We start from the raw sequence: 21,994 nt of genomic DNA, 5'->3' as shown, positions 1-21,994 counted from the left end.
GGTAGGGGCCCTCTATGAAGAAGGGGGCAGGGGGATGAAAGGCGGCCGGAAGACCCATTTCTGCTCTTGCTTGATGAGAAACAGCTTCTAAAATACCACACATATGAATGTCCGCAGGGAGTGTCATCCCCCTAACCCCCTTCAAAGGGGGACAAAAGAGGGCATTTTGTAACAGTAGATAGTAAACACTGCAGAAAATACTTCAAAGCGCAAAATCCATTTGCTAATGGTATAAGTTGACGTTCCAGTCTTCTGACCGATTAACCCACCCGTCTTCTCCTAAGCGGAGTCCTGCCCCCAGAAGTGGAATTTCACTTGCTTAGAAATAGGAGTGATGCACACTGATCTATTGATAGAGGTATAAATCAAAGCTACCTTTTCAAACCTAAAAGACGACGGCTACCCCGGAGGAACATGCCCTTGGGATAGCCGCCGTTGTGCAGGAAATAAACTTTTACTCAATCAGCAGTTTGGTTTGCGTGGTGCCTTTCGCGGAAACAGCCCGGATGAAATAGACACCTTTGCTCAAATGCGTGCTAAACACGATTTCTGTGCTGGCTGCGCCCAGATCATCGGTCTTTGTCGAGGTGGTATAAACCGTCTCGCCCACCGCGCTATACACTGTAATGGTAACGAGTTCCTGTTTGCCGAAATTCGCCAGCACTGCTTTCCCATTCTCCCCTCTCATCGGGTTCGGGTATACCGTAATCAGCAACCGGGTTTCGTCATGCGCAGCGCTTTGGCCCGTTATACCGCCGGATGTTGCAGTGGAAGTTGCGCTTAAGCCAGCCGGAGCTACCGTACTATCGGCACTAAAAGCCGCGCTCACGGAAAGGTTCCTGAAGACATACAGGCTGATTGGATTCTGTGTACTCACGGTATCGCCACTCCATCCGCTGAAGCTATAGCCTTGCTCCGGCGTTGCCGTCAGCGTGATGGTATCGCCATAGGTGTATGCAGCTTTCTCAGGGAGAACATTCACGGTTCCTCCTGTGCTGGCTGTAGCCGCAACCGTATACTGCGCTGCAGAAAACGCTGCACTTAGGTTTACATCACCGCTAACATAGAGCGTAAGTGGGTTCTCTGTGCTTACCGTATCGCCACTCCATCCGCTGAAGGTATAGCCTTGCTCAGGTATGGCCGTCAAGGTAATCGTATCACCGTAGGCATATGCCGTTTTCTCGGGCACTAGGCTGACAGCCCCACCTGTGCCTGCTATGGCGCTCACGGTATACTGTGCCGGGGCGAAGGTGGCTGTCAGAGCCTTGTCGGCGTCCATGGTGAGGGTAAGCGGGTTTGCGGTGGCCGTGGTGTTGCCGCTCCAGCCGGAGAAGGTATAGCCCTGCGCCGGGGTGGCGGTCAGCGTCACCTGGGACCCGGCCGGGTATGCGCTGAGCTCGGGGCTGCGGGATACGGTGCCGCTGCCGGAGGTGGTTAGGGTCAGGGCATAGTTTTGCACGGTGGAAGGATCCACGATTTCAATGGCTGAAATGATGGCATTGTCCGTCACAGAAATAAATTCCAGGCTAAGTATCCCATCCGAAACATCCACGTTCTCGAAGGTCTTCACAACTGCAGTTGCTGCGCCACCTTGAGCAAAAATATCAAAGTTGGTCAGCACACGCTTTCCCTCCATCTCCACATGGAAAACCCTTTTGCCTGCGGCTCCCGCTTTTCCTCCAGGTGCTCCAAAGTAAGGCTCGATAAAGTGCAGCTTCACAGTGTAGGTTCCGGGAGAAACATGCAAACTGTAGAAGAATGGCTGTCGGGAGGAGGCATACCGATACTTCAGGTACAGCGGATCATCCACGGTGCCCGATACGTCAAAAGACTTGGAGGAAGTCAGGCCACCGGAAAAGCCTGTGTCTGATGACCAGGTGCGGGTCTGGCTGTCCACATAATCAACACCGCCTGCATTCACCCTGTTCGTTAAAATCGGGGGAGTGGTGTTCGTTGTCCTTAGCAGCGTGATGCGCGGCTGTCCGTCTCCGTTGCCGTCAAAATACTCCGATATGTAAAGATTGCCTGTCTGTGTGTCTTCAATAACATCCAGCGGGTTAGCAAATGGCCGACGAAGCCCCGGTACGGCGGCGCCTTCAGTGGCGCGAATAATGTCTAAAACGCTCGTGCCCGGCTCAAGCACCATAATGTCGTCCCCACCGCTGAACCGGCAAACCAGCAGCTTGCCTTTTAATTTTCCGCTGAAAGCGTCACTCTTATACTCTATCACGCCATTGGGAGATTTATTGAGCCCGAAGTCGTAGGCCCATCCCCGATAATTAGGCTCAGGCTGCGTGCCAACCGGGTACCCAAACTGGTTGCCGTTCTGCATCCAGGTGATTTCCCCAGGGTCAACCTCAGCTGTTGGGTTACCTCCGTTCAGGATATACTCGTGGCGTAAAACGTTGGGGTGACCATAGTAACCGTCCTTAAGAACGCGGAAAAGGTAGTCGCTCTGTGTATCCCGAATGTCGTTCATGGCAGGCACGTTGGGACCCGTATATACCTCGCCGTTCGACCAGGTATCGCCAGACGTGAGTGCGGGGGCGTTGCCTCCGGCCGCCGAACCGTTGGCGGGCACATAGAGTTGTCCGTTGCTATGCCATACCAGATCATACGCGTTCCGGATACCGGACGCATAGATGGTTAGCGGAGCGCCAGGGGCATAAGGGTTATAGGTGCCCCCCTCTTCAGTTTTCGCGTCGATGGGCAAAACCTGCTGTTGGGCCAACGCAATATCCAGACGCAACACGGCTCCGCTCAGCAGTCTTTCGGGCCTGTATCCCCAGGCGGCGTCCGGTGCTCCCATCGCGGTGTTGCCCCCCTGCACAAAGTACAGGGCTCCATCCGGACCGAAGTCGATGCCATTGGTCGCGTGGTCTTTAAGAGATCGGGGCAGGTTCACGATGTAGTCCTCTACAACAGGTGCTGTAGGAGAGCTAAGGTCAATGCGGGAAACCTGGCCACTCCATTCCGGGGCACTCACAAACTCCGGCGAAGAATGGCTAATCCAGGCGATCAGATTGGTGGCAGTGGCTGCCGGGTCAAAGCGGAATCCGATCAACAAGCGCCGAGACGCCCCAAATGGGGAGATGGTCTCGTGTTCTGACAGGGTACCATCCTCCAGAATACGCCATCGTTCAATCTTGCCCCCAGATGTAGCGGCATAGAGCCGTCTGTCTGGCCCAATAACCAGGGAGGTAAAGCCATCGCTGCCAAATGTGTTGTCTATCAGTATCTGCTCCTGAAAAGCCACTCCCGTAAGGTCCGTGGGCGTGTCGTCGATGGAGCTGACCGTAGTAAAGCGCGAGGTAAACGGCACCATCTTATACCCATTGCCGTCCTTTACCTGATCGGTGATGGAAAACTCATACGTGGTGTTGAGCGCCAGCGCGGCCGAGAGGGTAATGGCGTCGCCTGCGGCTGTGGAGTTGACAGCAGTGCCGGAGAGTTCGGTCCGCTGTGTTCCCTCAATTCTGTACAGCTTCACAGTTGTTGGGTTTACGGTGTTGCCATCCAGTGACTTTCCGCTTGGGTAGGTCACATCCACAGAGACAGACTGGCTCAGCGACACGCTGATTTCATTGTCTTCAGGGCGCACGGCAGTCACGTAGGGCCGCAAGCCTTCCTCATAGCTCGACACTTCCAGCGTTATAAATAGAGTAGCACTGGTATAGCCTGCAGCAGTGGCTTTGACCGTGGCGGTATACGTGCCGCCCTGCAACGCGTTGGCATCTACGGTAAAGAGCACCTCGTTTCCCGTTGAACCCAGGTTATACGTGTTGTTGTTCGCTGCCGAAAGTGTCTTCCCCTCATACCGTAGCCAGGCTGGTACGCTCGTGCTGTCACTCTCATAAGCGGTTAGCTGCACCATCACAGGGTCCTCGTCCGAATTGTTCAGGTTCACTTTCAGTTCTTTCTGTTGCCCGAGGGATAAAGTAATCGTGGTGGAAGTGGGGGTAAACAGCAACAGTTCACGCTGCATGGAAAAGCCCGCCGTAAGGGCCAGGTTCCCTGAAACAATAAGTGTAAGCGGATTTAAGGTGGTTGCCGTATCGCCTGTCCAGCCGTTAAAACTATACCCTTGCTCAGGTATGGCCGTCAGCGTAATCGTATCGCCCTCGGCATACCCAGTTTTCTCGGGCACCAGGCTGACAGCCCCGCCTATGCCCGCTGTGGCGCTCACGGTATATTGCGCTGGTGTGAAAGTAGCTGTCAGGGCCTTGTCGGCGTCCATGGTGAGGGTGAGCGGGTTTGCAGTGGCGGTGGTGTCGCCGCTCCAGCCGGAGAAGGCATAGCCCTGCGCCGGGGTGGCGGTCAGCGTCACCTGAGAACCGGCCGGATAGGAGCTGAGCTCGGGGCTGCGGGCCACGCTGCCGTTGCCGGAGGTGGTCAGGGTCAGCGCGACGTTTGCAGGCGCCGTCGCTTCAAATCCAGCGCTTAGGTTTACATCACCGCTAACGTAGAGCGTAAGCGGGTTCTCTGTGCTAACCGTGTCGCCGCTCCATCCACCGAAGGTATACCCTTGCTCGGGCGTGGCTGTGAGCGTGATGGTATCGCCGAATGTGTAGGAGGTTTTCTCTGGAACCAGGCTCACCGACCCGCCAGTGGTGGCTGTGGCGGTAACCGTATACTGTCCTGCGGTGAATCCCGCACTCAAACTCATATTGCTCGTCACACGGAGTACAAGCGGATTGGTAACAGTAGCCGTATCGCCTGTCCAGCCGCTAAAGCCAAAGCCCTGCTCCGGAGTAGCCGTGAGAGTAACCGTTTCTCCGTAGGTGTAAGTGCTTTTCTGAGGAGACAGGCTAACGGTTCCGCCGGCACCGGCGCTCACAGCAAGCGTGTACTGTGCAGACTGGCCGGACGCCTTAGCCAGAACGAAGTAGTTGTTCTCGGCCCCTGAAGCCGGTGCCTGCAGGTTGCCCCCGAGGCTCACGCGGCCCACCCCAAAGCTCTTGCTGTAAAGAATCATACTGCTGATTTTGGCATCATTGACGCCCACCTGTTCGGTAAGCTTTTGCCAGCCCGACAGCCACGCCGGAAGCGTGCTGCCGCGCGGGTCGTAGGCCACGTACACCGTGGCCGCCTCCGAGAGGTCGAAGCTCAGCAGGGCGGCGGCGGTGCTCTTCTTGTCATCATTGGCGGTACGTATAAGCGTGGCACCACTCAGCGATGAAGGCACGCTTTTAACGGTATAAGTGCGGTCGGTGTAGTGGGCCACGCCCACGGCGAGCTGGCCTAGCGCGTAGCTCCGCCCGCTGCTGGCCGCCACGCCGGAAACCAGGTCCGCGGTCTGTTGGGCGAAGGTTGCGGAGACGGCCTTGTCGCGGTTCATGGTCACGGCCAGGGGGTTGGTTGTGCCCGAGGCGTCGCCGCTCCAGCCCGTGAACACGTAGCCCTGGTCCGGGGTTGCCGTCAGGGTCACGGAGGTGCCCCCGTCGTAGGCGGGCTGGTCGGGACTCCTGGCCACGGTGCCGCCAGCGCCTGCGCTCACCGTTAGGGTATACTGTGCGGCCTGGTCAACGGCCTTGGCCAGGACGAAGTAGTTGTTCTCGGCCCCGGAGGCCGGAGCCTGCAGGTTGCCCCCCAGGCTCACGCTCCCGGCGGGGAAGGCCTTGCTGTAGAGGCTCATGTGGCCGATCTTGGAGTCGTTGACGCCGACCTGGTCCGGTAGCTTGAGCCAGCCGCTCATCCAGGCGGGCAGGGCGATGGCCCTGGGGTCATAGGCCACGTAGAGGGTGGTGGGAGCGGAGAGCTGGAAACTCAGCAGGGCGGCCGCGGTGCTGCGCTTGTCGTCGTTGGCCGTGCGCACTATGGCCGCACCGGCCAGCGCCGTGGGCACGGAGGTGACGATATAGGCACGGTCGGTGTAATGGGCCACGCCTACGGCGAGCTGGCCTAGCGCGTAGCTCCGCCCGCTGCTAGCCGCCACGCCAGAGACCAGGTCCGCGGTCTGTTGGGCGAAGGTTGCGGAGACGGCCTTGTCGCGGTTCATGGTCACGGCCAGGGGGTTGGTTGTGCCCGAGGCGTCGCCGCTCCAGCCCGTGAACACGTAGCCCTGGTCCGGGGTTGCCGTCAGGGTCACGGAGGTGCCCCCGTCGTAGGCGGGCTGGTCGGGACTCCTGGCCACGGTGCCGCCAGCGCCTGCGCTCACCGTTAGGGTATACTGTGCGGCCTGGTCAACGGCCTTGGCCAGGACGAAGTAGTTGTTCTCGGCCCCGGAGGCCGGAGCCTGCAGGTTGCCCCCCAGGCTCACGCTCCCGGCGGGGAAGGCCTTGCTGTAGAGGCTCATGTGGCCGATCTTGGAGTCGTTGACGCCGACCTGGTCCGGTAGCTTGAGCCAGCCGCTCATCCAGGCGGGCAGGGCGGTGGCCCTGGGGTCGTAGGCCACGTAGAGGGTGGCGGGCGCGGAGAGCTGGAAGCTCAGCAGGGCGGCTGCCGTGCTCTTCTTGTCATCATTGGCCGTGCGCACCATGGCCGCACCGGCCAGGGCCGTGGGCACGGAGGTGACGATATAGGCACGGTCGGTGTAGTGGGCCACGCCCACGGCGAGCTGGCCTAGCGCGTAGCTCCGCCCGCTGCTGGCCGCCACACCAGAGACCAGGTCCTCAGTGGTCTGAAAAGCAGCGGCAAGGGGGGAGGAAAAGGCCTTGTCGCGCTTTATACTCACGGCCAATGGATTATCCGCAGCTGAAGCATCGCCGCTCCAGACGGTAGGAGAGTAGCCCATCGCTGGTGGCGCTAGCATGCCTGTTAGGATGATGAAGGTCGCAAATATAATCCGGTATATAGATGCAATAGTATATGGTGTTGTCGGTCTTTGAGAGTAACAGTTATTCATGGGTAGCTTCATGATTCATTCTTAAAAAGAATTTAATAGGGGGGCTTAACTACAAGGATGTTTTCTTTCTGATTTTTAAAATATAGGTGGTCCTGAACCGAAATTCATGTAAAAGGCTTAAGCTTTAACGACAGTATGGATATGCTAGCTAAGGCATAGTAGAGCTTATCTATACCAGCTGTTATTGGTGGTATACACCATGCTGTCAAAAATAATAAGATGCTAAAAAATGACGCAGAATTGATACTTGAGAATATAGTTTTCACATATAAAGAAAGTCTATTGTTATCAAACAATATAATTCAGTTTATACTTATAAAATATATAATTAGTTCAAGATGTTATGTTATTTTTCGAAATAATTGTAAGAAAGCTTTACATGCAGGAATGTGAATCGTGAGCCTATAGTTATCTATGAAATTTAGATTCAGGTAGTTAAAGAAACCTAAGCATTTTGGCTTTGCAGGATGTTCAGGATGGACTGTGTAAAGTTTGATGTGATGATGTTCTGGCGTTTTCTGCATAACCGTTCTATTTACCGTGTTATGGAATCTGGTTTCGACTAAGACAAGCTGAAATGTATAACGTGATCGTTAGCAGTCGATTTATAAGTATTTACATTACAAGGCTTGCAATTGGCCAAGCCTGTATCGATGAAATTTAACTGGAATCGTATAAACAACAATATAAAACGTATAAGGTACTGTTTTTCAATTTAATACGCTTAAGTTTTCAACTTTATAGTTACATGCTTGTAATTATACTTCTTAAGAATCGCATAAAATTTTTGAAGAGCGACGTTGCTAACCCGTAGGCTGAGGCTGCAAAAACTTACCGATTTGAATTAGAAACGACGGTAAAGTAAGCCAGTAGTTTTCCCAATTAGGCGGCAAGGAGTTCCCACCCCATCTCTGCCGTTCTGCAGCTTATGTACTCTTTTGCCTTCCTTTTTATATAGAAGATGGCAGACTTTTCAGAATAGATCATATTCTGTGCTTATGAAAGCATGCAGTACGGCTGCCTGACCCCGCGATAGGAGGTACGTCCGGAACAATGATGTGTGCCTGGTAGCGTGCGCTAAATTCCGGTTATTTGTACCCTTAACCCGGCATATAAGCTGATTGTAATGCACTAAAATAAGGATTATGGAAAAATTAGCACGCGGTCTATTTCTGCCCCAATCAAAAAATAAGCGTCTCGAAATTTACTGGATACTACCCATACTGCTGTTGCTGTCATTAACGGCATCGGCCCAATGGAACCGCCAAAAGGATGCCGACTTCAAGAGGGGAGAGATGGCCAGTGTGCTCTATGATGGTAAAATTTACTTTTTTACAGGGTTTGGGGTTTGGCCAACTATCGCTGCTGTGAGTGAGGCCTATGATCCGGCAACGGATGTATGGGAGCAACTGGCCCCTATGCCGGAGGGCAAGGCAGTAACGCATCAGGGCTGCGTGCTGGTAGACGATAAAGTGTGGCTGATTGGCGGCAGGCTTGAGAATACAAGTGGGCCCCTGACCAGTGAGGTATGGATTTATGACCTTAAGGCGAATACGTGGGCTGCAGGACCTGAACTGATTGACCCGGCAACCGGGGAAGCACTGCCCTGGGGCGGGGGCGGGGCGGCCTTGCTGGGGCGCACGCTCCATGTGTTCGGCGGTTTTGTGTATAATCCCTGCGACAATGACCAGGACACTTACCACCTGACCCTGAACGTGGACGCCTGGCTGGAAAATGCTTCGGGTATAAATTGGGAAAATTCACGCGCACCGATGCCGATGAAGCGTAACCATCTCAGCACTACTGTGCTCGGGGGTAAGATTTATGCCATGGGCGGCCAGTTCGGGCACGATTGCGGGGGCGGGCAGGACCAGCGCTATTCCCATGCCTATGACCCGCTAAAAGACGAATGGACCCGCCTAGCCGATCTGCCTACGGTGCGTTCGCACTGCGAAGCGTCCACTTTTCCGGTAGATGGCAAGATTTATATGTCTGGTGGAGACGGGGCCACGGATAAGGTAACGATCTTCACCCCGGCCGCAAATGGCGGGCCGGGCTCCTGGGATAACGCGGCTTTTGAGTTGCCCCAGAACGAAGGAACAAGCTCAAACGGATATATCGGTATTGGAGCCAGAGTAATCGATGAGACTTTTGTGGCTGCCTGCGGGAAAATCGGCAACACGGACACGCGGGTGGAAACCTATACCCGCTCCTTTAGCCGCAATATTCCTTACGTGTTGGGCTTTAGCGCCTCCTGCTACACCGAAGTGCTCCAAAATGGCCAGACCAAAGTGTTAAAAAACCTGTTGTATACCCTCGAAGGGGAAACGAGCTATACCATAGCATCGGATGCCCCGTGGCTGCGCATCACCGCAAACGCAACCGGACGAGCCGTGCAATCGGCAGTATATGTTGAGGCGGTGATGGACGCATCAGGATTGGCAGATGGTGAGTACACGGCCACTGTCACCGCTAAAGCCACAAACACAGCGCAAGCTTACACGAGCGCCAGTTTCTGCGTGACCCTTAGGGTGGGCGATGTGCCGAAGCCTAAGCCGGAACCGGTGCTGGTGAATGCCGGTGGACAAAAAATCACGGACGGTAGCGGGGAGGCATGGCAGGCTGATGCCTTTTTTTCCGGGGGGGTAACCTCCTCCAAGTCGTTCGATGTGCTCGGCACCTCCAACGATGCTCTTTACCTTACTTACCGGTTTGCGAAAGGGCCAAACTCGTCTGCCGCCGGGTCACCTTTCAGTTACAATATACCGGTGGCTGAGCCGGGGGAGTACACAGTAGAACTGCATTTTATGGAGCCCTATTACAAGCGCGCAGGAGCACGGCAGTTTCATGTGGACCTGGAAGGCAAACGCGTAATTACCAACTACGACTTGTATGCGGCACATGGGTATGGCAGGGCCGTGATACAGTCCTATGAAAATATATCCGTAACAGACGGGATATTGCAAGTACTTTTCACTTCCGTTACCAACAATGCGGTTATTTCGGCTGTAAAAGTACGCAAAACGGGCGACGTGCCGCTCTCCCAAGGGTTGCTTGTGAATGTTGGGGGGAAAGGGTATACTGACAGCAAAGGGCAAACATGGGGACCCGACACATATGCTTCCGGTGGAGTCGTTTCGTCGAAATCCTTCAACGTGGCGGGGACCACTGAGGATCCCCTTTACCTCACTTACCGGTATGCCCAATCGGGCGCTCCATTCAGTTATGCCATACCTGTAGGCGTTGCTGGCATCTATACCCTGGAATTGCATTTTGTGGAACCATACTTTGGGGCACCCGGAAGTAGCGCCCCTGGTGCTGTGGGCAAAAGGGTCTTCCACGTGGATGTGGAGGGGCAGCGCATTCTCAGCAACTATGACATTTACAAAGAATCGGGTGCCGGTAGCGCAGTTGTAAAATCATACCCTAACATTAACGTAGAAGACGGTATGCTTAACATCGACTTTACTTCGCTTGAAAACAACGCGATCATCTCGGCCATCGCGGTGCGACAGACTTCTGCCATTTCTAGCGGCCTCGCGATAAAACCAAGCGCGGCTGCCCTGAGTCATGAGATGACGGTATACCCTAACCCAAACAGTGGCAGCTGGCTTTATGTGTCTGTAAAGGGGTATGCGCCAGAAGAGGAAATTCGACTGGTTGTGGTGGACATGACGGGTCGCCTGCTTCATACCCTGACCACTTCCGCAAACGTGTATGGAGCTGCGCAGCTACAAGTGCTTCCGCCAACGCAACTCGCGAAAGGGATGTATTTTGTGCAAGTGCAAGGCGCTTCCGGTAAATCGCTTCAGCGGCTGCTCGTTTACTAGATGCCACAGTGGTAGCACGCCGTGTCAAAAGAGGACAATGCCTTTACGCTATCCTGCCAGTAATGAAGGAGAACCATTACGAGAGCTCTATAACTCAACCTCGGAAATTGTCACCATTATCAAATGCCTGATAATGAATTGCTTAATTCAAGTGTTGCTGTAATGTACAGACCGAAGTCTCGTGGTGTTGAGTTTTTGGCGAGCCCTCTGCCCTAGACGTAGAGCGAAAAGCCAGCTACAGCACTCAACACCAAGAAATAACATAGAGAGCTTACGCTACAAGGCCGTAGCCAATTTGTATGTATTGCTTTTAGGTTTTATAAATACCATACCTTGTCAGGAGCTACGGTTATATACCGCGTGTCGCCTTTGGCTGCATTGGCTTCTGTTGTTTTAGCTTTGATGGTCACATCTGCCAGATGTATGGCCAGTTCGTAATAGCTGCCAAAAAAGCGCACGCTTTCTACAGTGCCGGGCATACCCTGGCTCACCTCCTGCGCTACCCTGACGTTCTCCGGGCGGATAAGCATGCGCTTTCCGTTCTGGGGCAGGCCCAGGTAACGGGAGAAAGCGGCGGATGCAGTGGGCGGGAGAAGGGTATAACTTCCAAAAAGGGCCGCCGTGTACTCGTTTGCAGGCTGCCGGTAAATCAGTTCCGGCGGTGCCTGTTGCTGTACCTGACCTTCCTGCAGCACGAGAATTTCATCAGCCCAGGAAAGCGTGTCGTGCGGATCGTGTGAGATAAGCGTGCAGGTGATGCTAAGTTGCTCGCCTATATCTTGGATAACAGATTTCAGGATGTCCTTGTGTACCCTGTCGAGGTTTGAGTACGGCTCGTCGAGCAGCAGCAATCTGGGAGAGGAGGTAAGCAGGCGGGCCAGTGCGATGCGTTGCCGTTCCCCGCCGGACAAATGGTCGGTGCGTCGGTCCAGGAGGTGATCGATCCGACACACTTCATACAGCCTCGCCGCTTCCTGTCGCCCCAGGGTATTCGCATACCGCAGCACCTGCTCAACCCGCAGCGACTTCGGAAGCTCGAACTGCTGCGAGAGGTATGCGATGCCCGCATGGCCCGGCACCAGTTTTTCGGCAGGACCTTTTACCCGCGTCTGCTCGAAGTAAACCTCCCCGGCATCCGGCTGCACAAAACCGGCCACGATCTTAAGAAGCGTGCTTTTGCCCGCACCCGTTTCACCGGCGATGGCGAGATTCTGAAGTTCCTGCTGCGCGAAACCAACGTCTTGCAACGCAAAACGCCCGTTCTCTTTTATACTGATGCCCTCAACTTTCAATAAACTCATAAACACGATTGCAAAGTGGTTCACCCGCAGGGGTGAAGCGTCGCTGCACTGCACCTTACCCCTGTGCAGGATGCTACCCCAAAAGTATTAAAACAAGCCGGTATGGCCTCATGCCCATGAAAGAAACAGGAGGGCAGCCTGCCTTTTCCGGAATCAGGCAAAGCTCATTAAGAAGAGCGCTGTGTTTGGAGAGGGGGGAGGAGTGGTATAAAGACTGCCGTTTACTCGTAGATAAAAGAGTAGAGGGTTTCTTTAGGGGGATCGTTGGTGCGACCAGCCAAAATAACCTCTTTTATACGGATTGGGTAGCCATCATTATACATGTAGGTATAACGTAAGTCAGTGTCCCTGTTCGGGTCATCAAGTCCATCGCCGTCGGTATCATAATAATTAATGCACTCGATTTGGCCGGGGTTGTTCCGGCTACCTAATTTATAGAAGGACATCCACAGTTTTACGTCAGCGAGGCCTTTGAGCGTTAGCAATGGGTTGCGCTTGTCGTCATAGTTTTTATAATTTATCTGGCAGGTAACGCCTTCTGCGGAGTCGTAGAAGTAGGATTCCCCGATGATGTTGCCCTTCTGGTCGTAGTTAAAAACTGTTTTAGACTCAACACCGGTAAACTGATTAATGCCCGTGATCTGGGTAAGCTGTTGATTCCTGTTATAACTATACCAGGCAGTGGCTGTGTTGCCATTTCCATACTTGGATTTCCGTGTCATCAATACGCCATTTTCATACCCATAGTACTGGGTGCAAATAACCTCCCCACCCAAAGAAAACACCTCCCTGGCAAGCAAATGGTCTGGGGTATAGGTATACGTATACACTGCCGAATCACCTTTCAAGCCTGTTATGGTAATTTTTGTTATAAACCCTGCGGCATTGTACTCCGCGAGCCACGAAGACTTGTCGGATTTTATTGCCACCAGCCTGCATTTTTGCTCAAAGTCTCTTTCTACCTGCTTCGACTGGCAGGCTACCGCACACATCATTGTCCCTATCAAAAAGACCCATACTATATGTGACGGTTTGTTCATCATCTGGATGTTTTAAGCTGAATACTGTACTGAAGCGGTGAATTAGGGCTGAATATAAAACACATACTCGTAGGGTGCTACTATTTGGTATTATTAAATGTTTTTATTTGACAAATATATTCATACTTAAAACATATATATGAATTTTAAGTGTTTATATATAGCTATAAGAATTTTGTTAGAACATAGTTTAAATTATAGCATGAAATTTTTATACTAATATGGCCTTACAAGGTATAGTCAGCATCATGTCAACTGGAAGTCAGTCATTTGCTATTTTATTCACGGTTGGAGCTAAAAGGAGCAGATTGGCTTTACAAATTGTTTAAACTGAATCCGGAGAAGGTGCTTCGGGGAGAAACATTTTGGGCAAGGGAGGACTTAAGGGTATATAAATTGAAAAAGCCGTTCTATATAAATATATGGAGCGGCTTTTTAAGGGAAACACTTCAAAAAAATAGGTGTGCTATATGTCTCTAGGTAAAGGTATGAAGCAAAAAGATGGCTTAAGCATATCACATTGGATTCAGGATCGCCAGGCAAAACAACTTCTGAAAACCAGCTATATGCAGTTTGCATACCCTTTCAGGTTGCGCACTCTAAAGCGTGCAAAGTCTTTACTGCTGCAAGGTATGTCTGCCATACAAAACAGCTTCAGGGGCTTGTTCAAGGCCTCTCAAAAAACGTTTAGTGAAACAGAAAAACAAAAGCCTAAACGGCTAGCCGTACCAACACGGCATTGGGTCCTTTCTGGCCCATTTCAACCTCGAAGGTTACCTTGTCAGCTTCTTTTACATTGTCAATCAGACCGTTCAGGTGCACGAAAACGCTTTCCTGGGTCTCAGAATCCTTAATAAAGCCGTAGCCTTTGGACTCATTGAAGAACGTAACGGTCCCTTTTCTTACAACGTCCACCGGTTCGAGGTCTTCCTGCTTCGGAACGCCGATCTGAATGTCTTCCTGCTTGATTACCTTCTTCTTTTTCGTTGGATCCGGAGGCGTAGCGGAAATGTTTCCGTTTTCGTCCACATAAGCCATCATCTCATCGAGGTTCTTGCCATTGTTGGTGTTGGCCTTGCGTTCCTCTTTCTTTTGCTCTTTGTCTTTTCTCTTCTGCAGTCTTTTCTTTTCGTTTTCCTTTTTACCAAAGGTCGCCTGTGATCTACCCATAAATTGATTTCGTTTTGTTAAAAATATTTTAGTGCCTGTGTGTTATTCCTGTTTGCCTGCCCCACTGCAAGCTAGTCGGGGCTTGGCATCAGGAAGTATACTATTTGTTACGGCTTAAATGGTTTTAAGGCGCAACTAGTAGCGGAATAAGAAGTTGGTGCCATTGCGAATCCATTTCTCAAAAAAGGAGTTGTCGTTGTATTCGCCGGAGATTAATTCAAAATCCGCTTCGTTCTTGTTTGCGCGCGAGCCCATGAAGCTTGGCAGGGAATCCTGATTGTTGGGTTCCCATTCCTGTCCTTTCTGAAGCGCTACGCACAGATATTCGCGCGTGGTGGTGTCAACCAGATATTTTCTATTCATTTTGCAATCGGAATTTAAGATGAAACTTTACTAAGCAGCAGTATGCGTAGGATAAATCCTATTCCGGGGAGGAAATAAAAAAGCCTTACGCAACGTAAGGCCTTTTTTAGTAGTGATATTCTAAATCTAAGCGCGCTTTACGTTCACTGCGTTTAGGCCTTTTCTTCCTTCCTGAAGATCAAAAGTCACGTTGTCGTTTTCCTGAATTTCGTCTACTAACCCAGAAACATGTACGAAATACTCCTGATCTGAATCTGACTCTTTGATAAACCCGAAACCTTTCAGGTCATTGAAAAATTTTACTGTTCCGTTATTCATATTGTATTATTGTTATATACCTACTACATATTAAACGAGGCATACGTTCATTATTTTTTACAATATACGACAAATAATTGACAATCCTGCTACTCGGGGTAGGATTTAAGGAAGCCAAGTTGCTGAGATGAAACCAATTCGATGCCGGAAGGAGCACAAAGCTAAAGGCAGCTAAGTCGTTAAGGTTTTTTGCGCGCTACGCAGAAGTACGCTAGAAGCATTGCGCCTGACTGCGATGTTTGGCCCGGCACGCTGGCCTTCCTGCAAAATGGGTATGGCTACCACACCCATTGCGGGCATAGGACCTTTTTGGGGTTGTTGAGTTTAAAGCCCACCACCACCTCGTGGCTGTTGGCGCGGGCCTTGCTCATCTCGGAGGTCACAAAGTCGTAGGAGTAGCTGACGTCGAGCAGATAGTTCACATACACCCCGGCCATCACGGCCGCGGCATCCTGGTGCCGGTACGACACCCCGCCCCATACCTTTTGGGCATACAGCGCCTTCATGTTCACATCGACGGCAGCCTGTTTGTTGGCCGCCATTTTCACCATCACCGACGGGGTAATATCCAGGTTACGGGCAACTGGCAGCCGATAGCCGCCGGTAACGTAGTAGTGCGGTTGCAGCATCCCCCTGGGGCCGCCCTCCAGGCTCGCCACGTCGTTGCCGCTGTGCGCCAGTTGCGCCCCCGACACTCCCACGAAAAAGGATCGACTGTACATCCACAGGCCAATCCCCAGGTCCAGTTTCATCATGTTCATGCCGTCAGCGTTCAGAAACGGGTCGTCCGGGGTTTGCAGCACCATGTCTCGCTGATTGATGTGGAATTGCGTGAAGCCGGTGTATACCCCGCTAGACAGGTTAATCGACTGGGTTAGCGGGAGGTGATAAGCGTAGGTCAGGTTAAGGGAGGAGGTGCGCAGAAGGCCTGCCCGGTCTACTTTCGCCACGGCCCCCACGCCGTGGTGCGGACTGACACGGTAATGGCTGCCCGCACCTGGCTTCACGCGTGCCCCATTCCGCTTCTGGTGCCGGATCGACATCGTGCTTCGTTCCCGCTTGTTGAGGGCGGCGTGTATGCTGGCGTAAAAAGTAGTAGGGGCGCCCTCGACCCCAAGCCACTGGCTGCGGTAGGACGTGCGCACGTCGGAATAGCTCTCGATGCCCGCCACGGCAGGGTTTACCAGGAAGTTGTTCTGCATGTACTGGCTAAGCTGCGGCTGCTGCTGGGCAAGCGCGTTTACGGCCAGCATGCACATCAGGGCGAAGGGAAGAAGTGCTCTCATAATCGTTACTTAATCAATGTGATGCTGCCTGATATCGGGTCGGAAGTCTTATCGAGACGGATGACGTAATAGTACGCCGCCATCGGCAACTGCTTTCCCTGGTAGGTTCCGTCCCAGGGCTGCCGGTATCCCTCTGATTCAAAAACCTTGGCTCCCCAGCGGGTGAACACCTGCACCTGGCAGTTGGGGTAGTGCTCTATGTTCTCGATGAACCAGGTCTCATTCAGCCCGTCTCCGTTGAGGGTAAGCGCGTTCGTGATGCTGATGCGCGGCAACACCGTCACTGTCACCTCGTCCGTCACAACACATCCTTCCGCTGTGGTAATGGTTACGGTATAGGTTGTAGTTTGCGCCGGGGCAGCCTCGGGGTCAGGGATGATGGCCGAAGAGAGGCCGTCCGCCGGAGACCATACATATGTTTCGCCACCACGGGCACGCAGTTGCGCTTTTCGCCCCGCCACTATCGTTATGTCCGGGCCAGCGTCTGCTTCGGGGGCAAGTACGGTGGCCACCACCTCCAGTCGCTCGCTGGCGCAGCCATACGTGTTTACAGCCTGTACGTAATAGGCGGTGGTAGCAAGGAGTGGGGGAGAGGTAAACGAGGATCCTGTATACAGCGCGATACCGCCTTCCTGCTGATCATACCATTCCAGCCTGTCTGTGATCTCCAGTGCAGAAGCCGTCAGGGTGATGGTCTCACCCGGGCAAATGCGCCCGCCTTTGGCCTGCGGCAACTTCGGTTGCGGCTGCACCGTCACGAGAACGGTTGAGCTGATATTCTCCTGGCAGGGCAGAGAGATCACCTTGCGGCGGAACCAGGTAGTCCGTTGCAGTGCCTCGGGCGCATAGGATATGCCGCTGTTGTCGCCCGGAGCCGGGGCGAAGCCTGCGGTTGCGCTGTTGGTGCTTGCTTCCCAGAGGAAGGTATAGCTGCCCGTGCCACCCACGGGTGCCGCGCCATGCAGCACGCCCGGAGTGGTGCCCGCGCAGACAAGCTGCGGAGAGCCAATCGTGTTGTTCGAGACGGGGGCATTCACGGTTATCTTCACCGGGCTGCTGACCGACGCGGCGCAGGGTCCCGCCATCACCACGCGCCGGAACCACGTGTCTGCAGACAGCGGATTGGGGGTATAGTTTGCCTCGTCCGTGATGCCGGGAGCCAACGTGTAGCCCATGTTGTCAGTACTGATCTCCCAGCGATACGCGTAGGCGCCGTCGCCCCCAATCGGCGTGGTGCCAAGCAGGGCGGCGGGCGCGGTGCCCAGGCATACCACCTGGTCTGCGCTGATGTTGTTGTTGGCCACCGGCGAAACCACCGTGATCTGCACCGCTCCCGAAACACTGGTGCAGCCTTCCGAATAAACTACCCGGCGGTACCAGGTGGTTGCAGTCGTTTGGCCCGGGGTATAACCCATCCGGTCGTTTATACCTGCGGCAGCTGCGAAACCGCCCTGCGCGCTGGTAGTGCTGCTTTCCCAAACATAGGTATAAGTGCCGTTTCCGCCGGAAGGCGTTGTGCCACTGAGCGGCGCCGGCAAGACTCCCTCACAGATGGCCTGCGGCATCGATATGGCGTTGTCTGCGATGGGGGGCGTCACGGTAATTTTAACCGGCAAGCTGCTGTTTTCGGCGCAAGGGCCTGCGGAAACCACCCGCCGGAACCAGGTTGTCTGCCTGATGGCCCCAGGGGCATACTGGCTGGCAGTGTTGCTTCCCGCAGCTGGCTCATACCCCGTATCCGGGCCCAACGTGCTGCTTTCCCAGCGGTAGGTATAATTTCCGTCTCCCCCCGCCGGGTCGGTTCCGGACAGTGCCGCCGGCGTGGCGCCCACGCAGAGCAGCTGATCCTGTGAAATGCTGTTTCCCGAGATCTCCTCGTTCACTGTCACGAGAACCGGCACGCTGGTGTCCACACATTCCCCGGAATTGACGATCCTCCTAAACCAGGTGGTTTGCCCCAAGGCCCCGGCCTGATAGCTGGCCTGCGCAGCGTTGCCGGTTGCCGTTTCAAAAACGAGTCCGTCGATGCTCATCTCCCAGCGGTAGGTATAACTTCCTGAGCCGCCGGTGGGGGTTGTGCCAGTCAGGAGGCGGGGCGTTGCCCCGGTGCATATGGTTTGAGTTCCTTCCAGCAGATTGCCAGAAATAACGGGCAGGACGCTTACCTCAATTGCGTTGCTGGCCACAGGGGCGCATGGCACCGACAGCACCGAACGCCGGAACCAGGTGGTTTGGGTGAGGGCCTCGGGCTGATAGCTTTCCGCGTTGTTGCTCCCTGTGGCCGGGCTGAAGCCTGTGTCAGGCCCTGCGGTGCTTGCTTCCCAGAGATAGGTATAGCTTCCGCTGCCCCCGGATGGGGTGGATCCTGCCAGCAATAGCGGTGCAGTGCCGGCGCAGACATTTTGCGCTCCGGTGATTGTGTTCAGTGTGATGGCGGAGTTTACCGTTATTTTCACGGGGGCGCTGTAGTGTGCTGCGCAAGGGCCGGAGCTAACCCGCCGCCTGAACCAGGAGGTTTGGGTAAGGGCGGCGGTGGTATACTCCTGCTCTGTGCCAAGGCCGGGGGCGGGCACAAAACCCTCCATATCGCTGAGCGTGCTCACTTCCCACAGGAAGGTATAACTGCCGCTTCCGCCCGTAGGCATACTCCCTTTCAGCGTGCCGGTGTTGCCAAGGCAAAGCGTCTGGTCTTCTGTGAGGAGGTTGTTGCCGATAGTCTCATGCACCGTAATCTCGACGGCAGCGGAGGGGTTTGCGCAGATACTGGACAATACCACGCGCCGGAACCAGGTGGTCTGGGAGAGGATGCCTGGGTTATAGCCTGCATTTTCGTTGTCGCCGGGGACAGGCTGGAAAATCCCCGTTGGGCCGTCGGTGCTCATCTCCCAGCGGTAGGCATAGCTCCCGTCTCCGCCAGCGGGGACGCTGCCACTCAGGGCAATAGGTTCCGAGCCTGTGCAGATGACCTGCGGGGCCGATATGGTGTTGTTAGTGATCATACCGTTGACGACCACCTGCACCGGAGCAGACACGCTTTCGCAACTGCCTGATACCACGCGCCGCCTGAACCACGTCTCCTGCTGCAGCGGCCCCGGCTCATAGTCGCGCGACGCGCGCACTCCCTCGGCGGGGGTATAGGTTTGGTTGTCTGTGCTTTGCTCCCATACATACGAGAAGACGCCCGTGCCCCCTGTCGGTTCTGATCCGATAAGGTCCTGCGGTGTCTCGCCAGTGCATATCGCCTGATCCGCGCTGATTGTGTTGTTCTCTACGAGCGGGTTCACGGTAACGGTGACCGCCACCCGCACGCTGGGGCAGCTCTGTGTGCCTTTGGTTTGCACATAATAGGTGGTGGTGGCTTGCAGCACGGGCGTTTCGTAACTGGCCCCCTCATGCACGGGCGTGTCGCCGGTCTTGTCGGTGAACCATTCGTAGGTAGCCCCGTTCGGGCTGTCAACCTTCAGGACCACAATAGTGCCCGCGCACACCGTTGTGCCAGCTAGGGAGGGGGCAGGGGGCGTCGGGGTGACGGTGATCTGCACGGTATTCGATTGGACCTCGCAGCCGCCCGCATTGATAATCCTTCTGAACCAGGTAGTTTGCGTCAGGGCTTGCGGCGCGAAGCTGCTGGCTGCCGCTCCGGCAATTGGCTGGAACCCGGTCGTCGCGTCGGTCGTGCTGAACTCCCAGGTATAAATAAGGTTTCCTCCCTGCCCGTTTGTCGGCACGGCTTCCGTCAGGGGGGCGGGGATGCTGCCAGCGCAAACTGTCTGGTCAGCGGAAATGCTGTTTTCTACCGCCGGGGCGATCGTGATTGTCTGGGTGGCTGCCTCAGAATCTCCGCACGCGTTGGTAGCTTTCAGGGTCACGGTATAGCTGCCTTCCTTCGGAAAATGAATGGCCGGGAACTGGGAACTGGCCGTGGTGCCGTTCACGAACGTCGCCTCCCCGGAAACCTGCCAGGCATACCCGGAGATGGTGCCGTTGCCAACCGTGAAGTTGGGGGTATGGCTGGGGTCAGAGGCATCGAACTTGAGGGTGAGCGGGGTGCAGTACCCCTTCGCCTCCGGCAGCGTGACCAGTGGTTTGCCGCGCACCTTCACCGGTTGGGAGGTCGTGCTCGAGTCGCAGCCATTGACGGCCTTCAGCGTGAGGACATAGTCGCCCCCCTCGGTAAAGTTGAATACCGGGTCGATGCTCGTCAGGCTCCCGCTGGCCAGGGTATAGCCGCGGTCTGGGCTTACGGTCCATTTGTAACGCAGCTCATCTCCGGTGGAGGCATTGGCTGTGCCTACCCGAAGCGGGCTGCAGCCTTCCTCAGCCGTCAGCGAAAACGCGGCGGCGGGGGGCGTGATCACCCGGATCTCTTTCGTGAACGATGCGGTGGTACAGCCATTGCTGGAGGTAAGCGTCACCTCGTAGGTGCCTGGCTTTGTAAACGTGAAGACGGGGTTTTCAGTGGCTGATGTGGAGCCCGACGCAAAGCCCCAGCCCGCGGCCGGGGAAACGCTCCAGCTGGAGTTAGAGGCGCTGCTGCACGCCCCGGTGTTGGTAAAGGCACTTCCGTTTACCGTGGTGTTTTGCAGCGACACCAGCTGGTTTGTGCAAACGGCCTGCGCCGGCACCGCAAAGGCTGCCTTGGGGCCCGACGCTATCTTAATAGAGCCCACCGTGATGGGGGTTTTGCCGCAGGGGTTCTCAGCCGAAGCCGTTAGCGTAAAGGCATCCCCGGTCATCCCGCAGGAGCCCTGGTTGAAGGTGTGCGTGATACTGGCCGGGATGTTCTCCTGGGTAAAGGTATAGGCTGGTGTGTTGTCGTTGAACTGGAAGGTGTATTTGGTGGCTGGCGAGTTGTCGGCCACGCCGCTGATCGGGAAGGTATACGTAACTGGCGCGCAACCCACCGTGTTTCCGGGACTGCCCACTGCAAGGCTCGGGTTACTTCCGTTATACGCCTCATAGGTGGTGGAAGAGCTGCAGCCGCCGTTTCCGGTAACCGTGAAGACCAGCTTAAAGGCTCCCCGCCGGGTATAGGTATGCGTTACCTTTGTAAAGTCGCTGCCCAGGTTCTCCACCGGCGAGCCGTCTCCCCAGTTGATTGCATAGCCCTGGTTTAAGGACTGCGTGGTGGAGTTGTTCTGCGCCGTGACGGTATAGTTGATGTCTGAGGAACTGGAAGAGCACTGCACAAAGGGGGTGTTGATGGCGCCCGCGTCCACATCCAGCAGGGTGGCGTCTGGGCCTTCCTTCACGGTTACTTTCTTCTCGACGGTGCGTTCGCACCCGGCGCTGTTGGTTACGGTCAGCCGCACGGTAAATACTTTGGACTGACCGATGAAGCCTTTGTACACATGTTTGGGGGAGGCTTCCGTGCTGCTGTTCCGGGCCCCCGCGTCAGGATCACCGAAATCCCAGCTGTATTTAAGGGCATTGCCAGTGGAGGCATTGGTGAAACTCACGGCGTTTCCGGCGCATTGGTCCCCTGAAGGAGCAGAGAAGTCAGCGACAGGGTACTCTTCCACGGTGATTTTCATTGGGTCCGACAGCGTGCTTGCGGGGGCGCAGGAGGCGTGGTTGTCAATCCTGACGGTATAGCTGCCCGATGCTGAGACGGTATAAAACTCACCTTTCTGCCCGGTAATCTCTTGCCCGTCTTTATACCATGTATAGGTATGACCTTTCTGATCCACACTAAGCCGGGTGGTCTGGCCCTTGCAAAACGTCAGCGCATTGTCTGCGCGCATCGTGGCCTTGCATCCACTGCCCTGCCCAACCGCTTGCAGCGCGAAAAATAACAGGAGGGTATAAAAAAGTACTACTCTGGGTAAAAGTTGACGCATAC

The 21,994-nt window shown here is 54.7% G+C and carries 9 protein-coding genes; 1 reads left to right on the top strand and 8 read right to left on the bottom strand.

Features of this window, described 5'->3' with window-relative positions:
• Nucleotides 1-454: 454 nt before the first annotated feature.
• Nucleotides 455-6,751, bottom strand: coding sequence for an InlB B-repeat-containing protein (locus MKJ04_RS04780; RefSeq protein ID WP_241639810.1), 6,297 nt, complete (start codon nt 6,749-6,751; stop codon nt 455-457).
• A 1,238-nt stretch (nt 6,752-7,989) separates the two neighbouring features.
• On the opposite strand from MKJ04_RS04780, the gene MKJ04_RS04775 reads away from it, so the two are divergent.
• Nucleotides 7,990-10,674 (top strand): malectin domain-containing carbohydrate-binding protein, encoded by a 2,685-nt coding sequence (locus MKJ04_RS04775; protein WP_241639809.1) that lies wholly within the window; start codon nt 7,990-7,992, stop codon nt 10,672-10,674.
• 317 nt (nt 10,675-10,991) lie between these two features.
• Here the strand turns inward: MKJ04_RS04775 and MKJ04_RS04770 are convergent, their stop codons facing one another.
• From MKJ04_RS04770 to MKJ04_RS04740, 7 genes are all read right to left on the bottom strand, one after another.
• Nucleotides 10,992-11,975, bottom strand: a complete 984-nt coding sequence (locus tag MKJ04_RS04770; protein ID WP_241639808.1) for an ABC transporter ATP-binding protein — start codon at nt 11,973-11,975, stop codon at nt 10,992-10,994.
• Between the two features lie 221 nt (nt 11,976-12,196).
• Complete coding sequence (locus MKJ04_RS04765; RefSeq protein WP_241639806.1) at nt 12,197-12,904, bottom strand: hypothetical protein; 708 nt, start codon at nt 12,902-12,904, stop codon at nt 12,197-12,199.
• Between the two features lie 822 nt (nt 12,905-13,726).
• A complete protein-coding gene (locus MKJ04_RS04760) occupies nt 13,727-14,185 on the bottom strand; it encodes a cold-shock protein (protein ID WP_241639805.1) in 459 nt (152 codons plus the stop codon).
• 135 nt (nt 14,186-14,320) lie between these two features.
• Nucleotides 14,321-14,548, bottom strand: coding sequence for a hypothetical protein (locus MKJ04_RS04755; protein ID WP_241639804.1), 228 nt, complete (start codon nt 14,546-14,548; stop codon nt 14,321-14,323).
• A gap of 126 nt (nt 14,549-14,674) precedes the next feature.
• Nucleotides 14,675-14,866, bottom strand: a complete 192-nt coding sequence (locus tag MKJ04_RS04750; RefSeq protein WP_241639803.1) for a cold-shock protein — start codon at nt 14,864-14,866, stop codon at nt 14,675-14,677.
• Nucleotides 14,867-15,144: 278 nt separating this feature from the next.
• Nucleotides 15,145-16,152 carry a type IX secretion system membrane protein PorP/SprF gene (locus MKJ04_RS04745; RefSeq protein ID WP_241639802.1) on the bottom strand — a complete coding sequence of 336 codons (1,008 nt, stop codon included), beginning with the start codon at nt 16,150-16,152 and terminating at the stop codon, nt 15,145-15,147.
• Nucleotides 16,153-16,157: 5 nt separating this feature from the next.
• Nucleotides 16,158-21,992 (bottom strand): gliding motility-associated C-terminal domain-containing protein, encoded by a 5,835-nt coding sequence (locus MKJ04_RS04740; RefSeq protein ID WP_241639801.1) that lies wholly within the window; start codon nt 21,990-21,992, stop codon nt 16,158-16,160.
• Nucleotides 21,993-21,994 lie beyond the last annotated feature (2 nt).

Source organism: Pontibacter sp. E15-1 (assembly GCF_022601975.1).
Taxonomy (GTDB): Bacteria; Bacteroidota; Bacteroidia; order Cytophagales; family Hymenobacteraceae; genus Pontibacter.
Note: the sequence above shows the minus strand (reverse complement) of the source record. Positions and strands in the feature narration are given on the sequence as shown.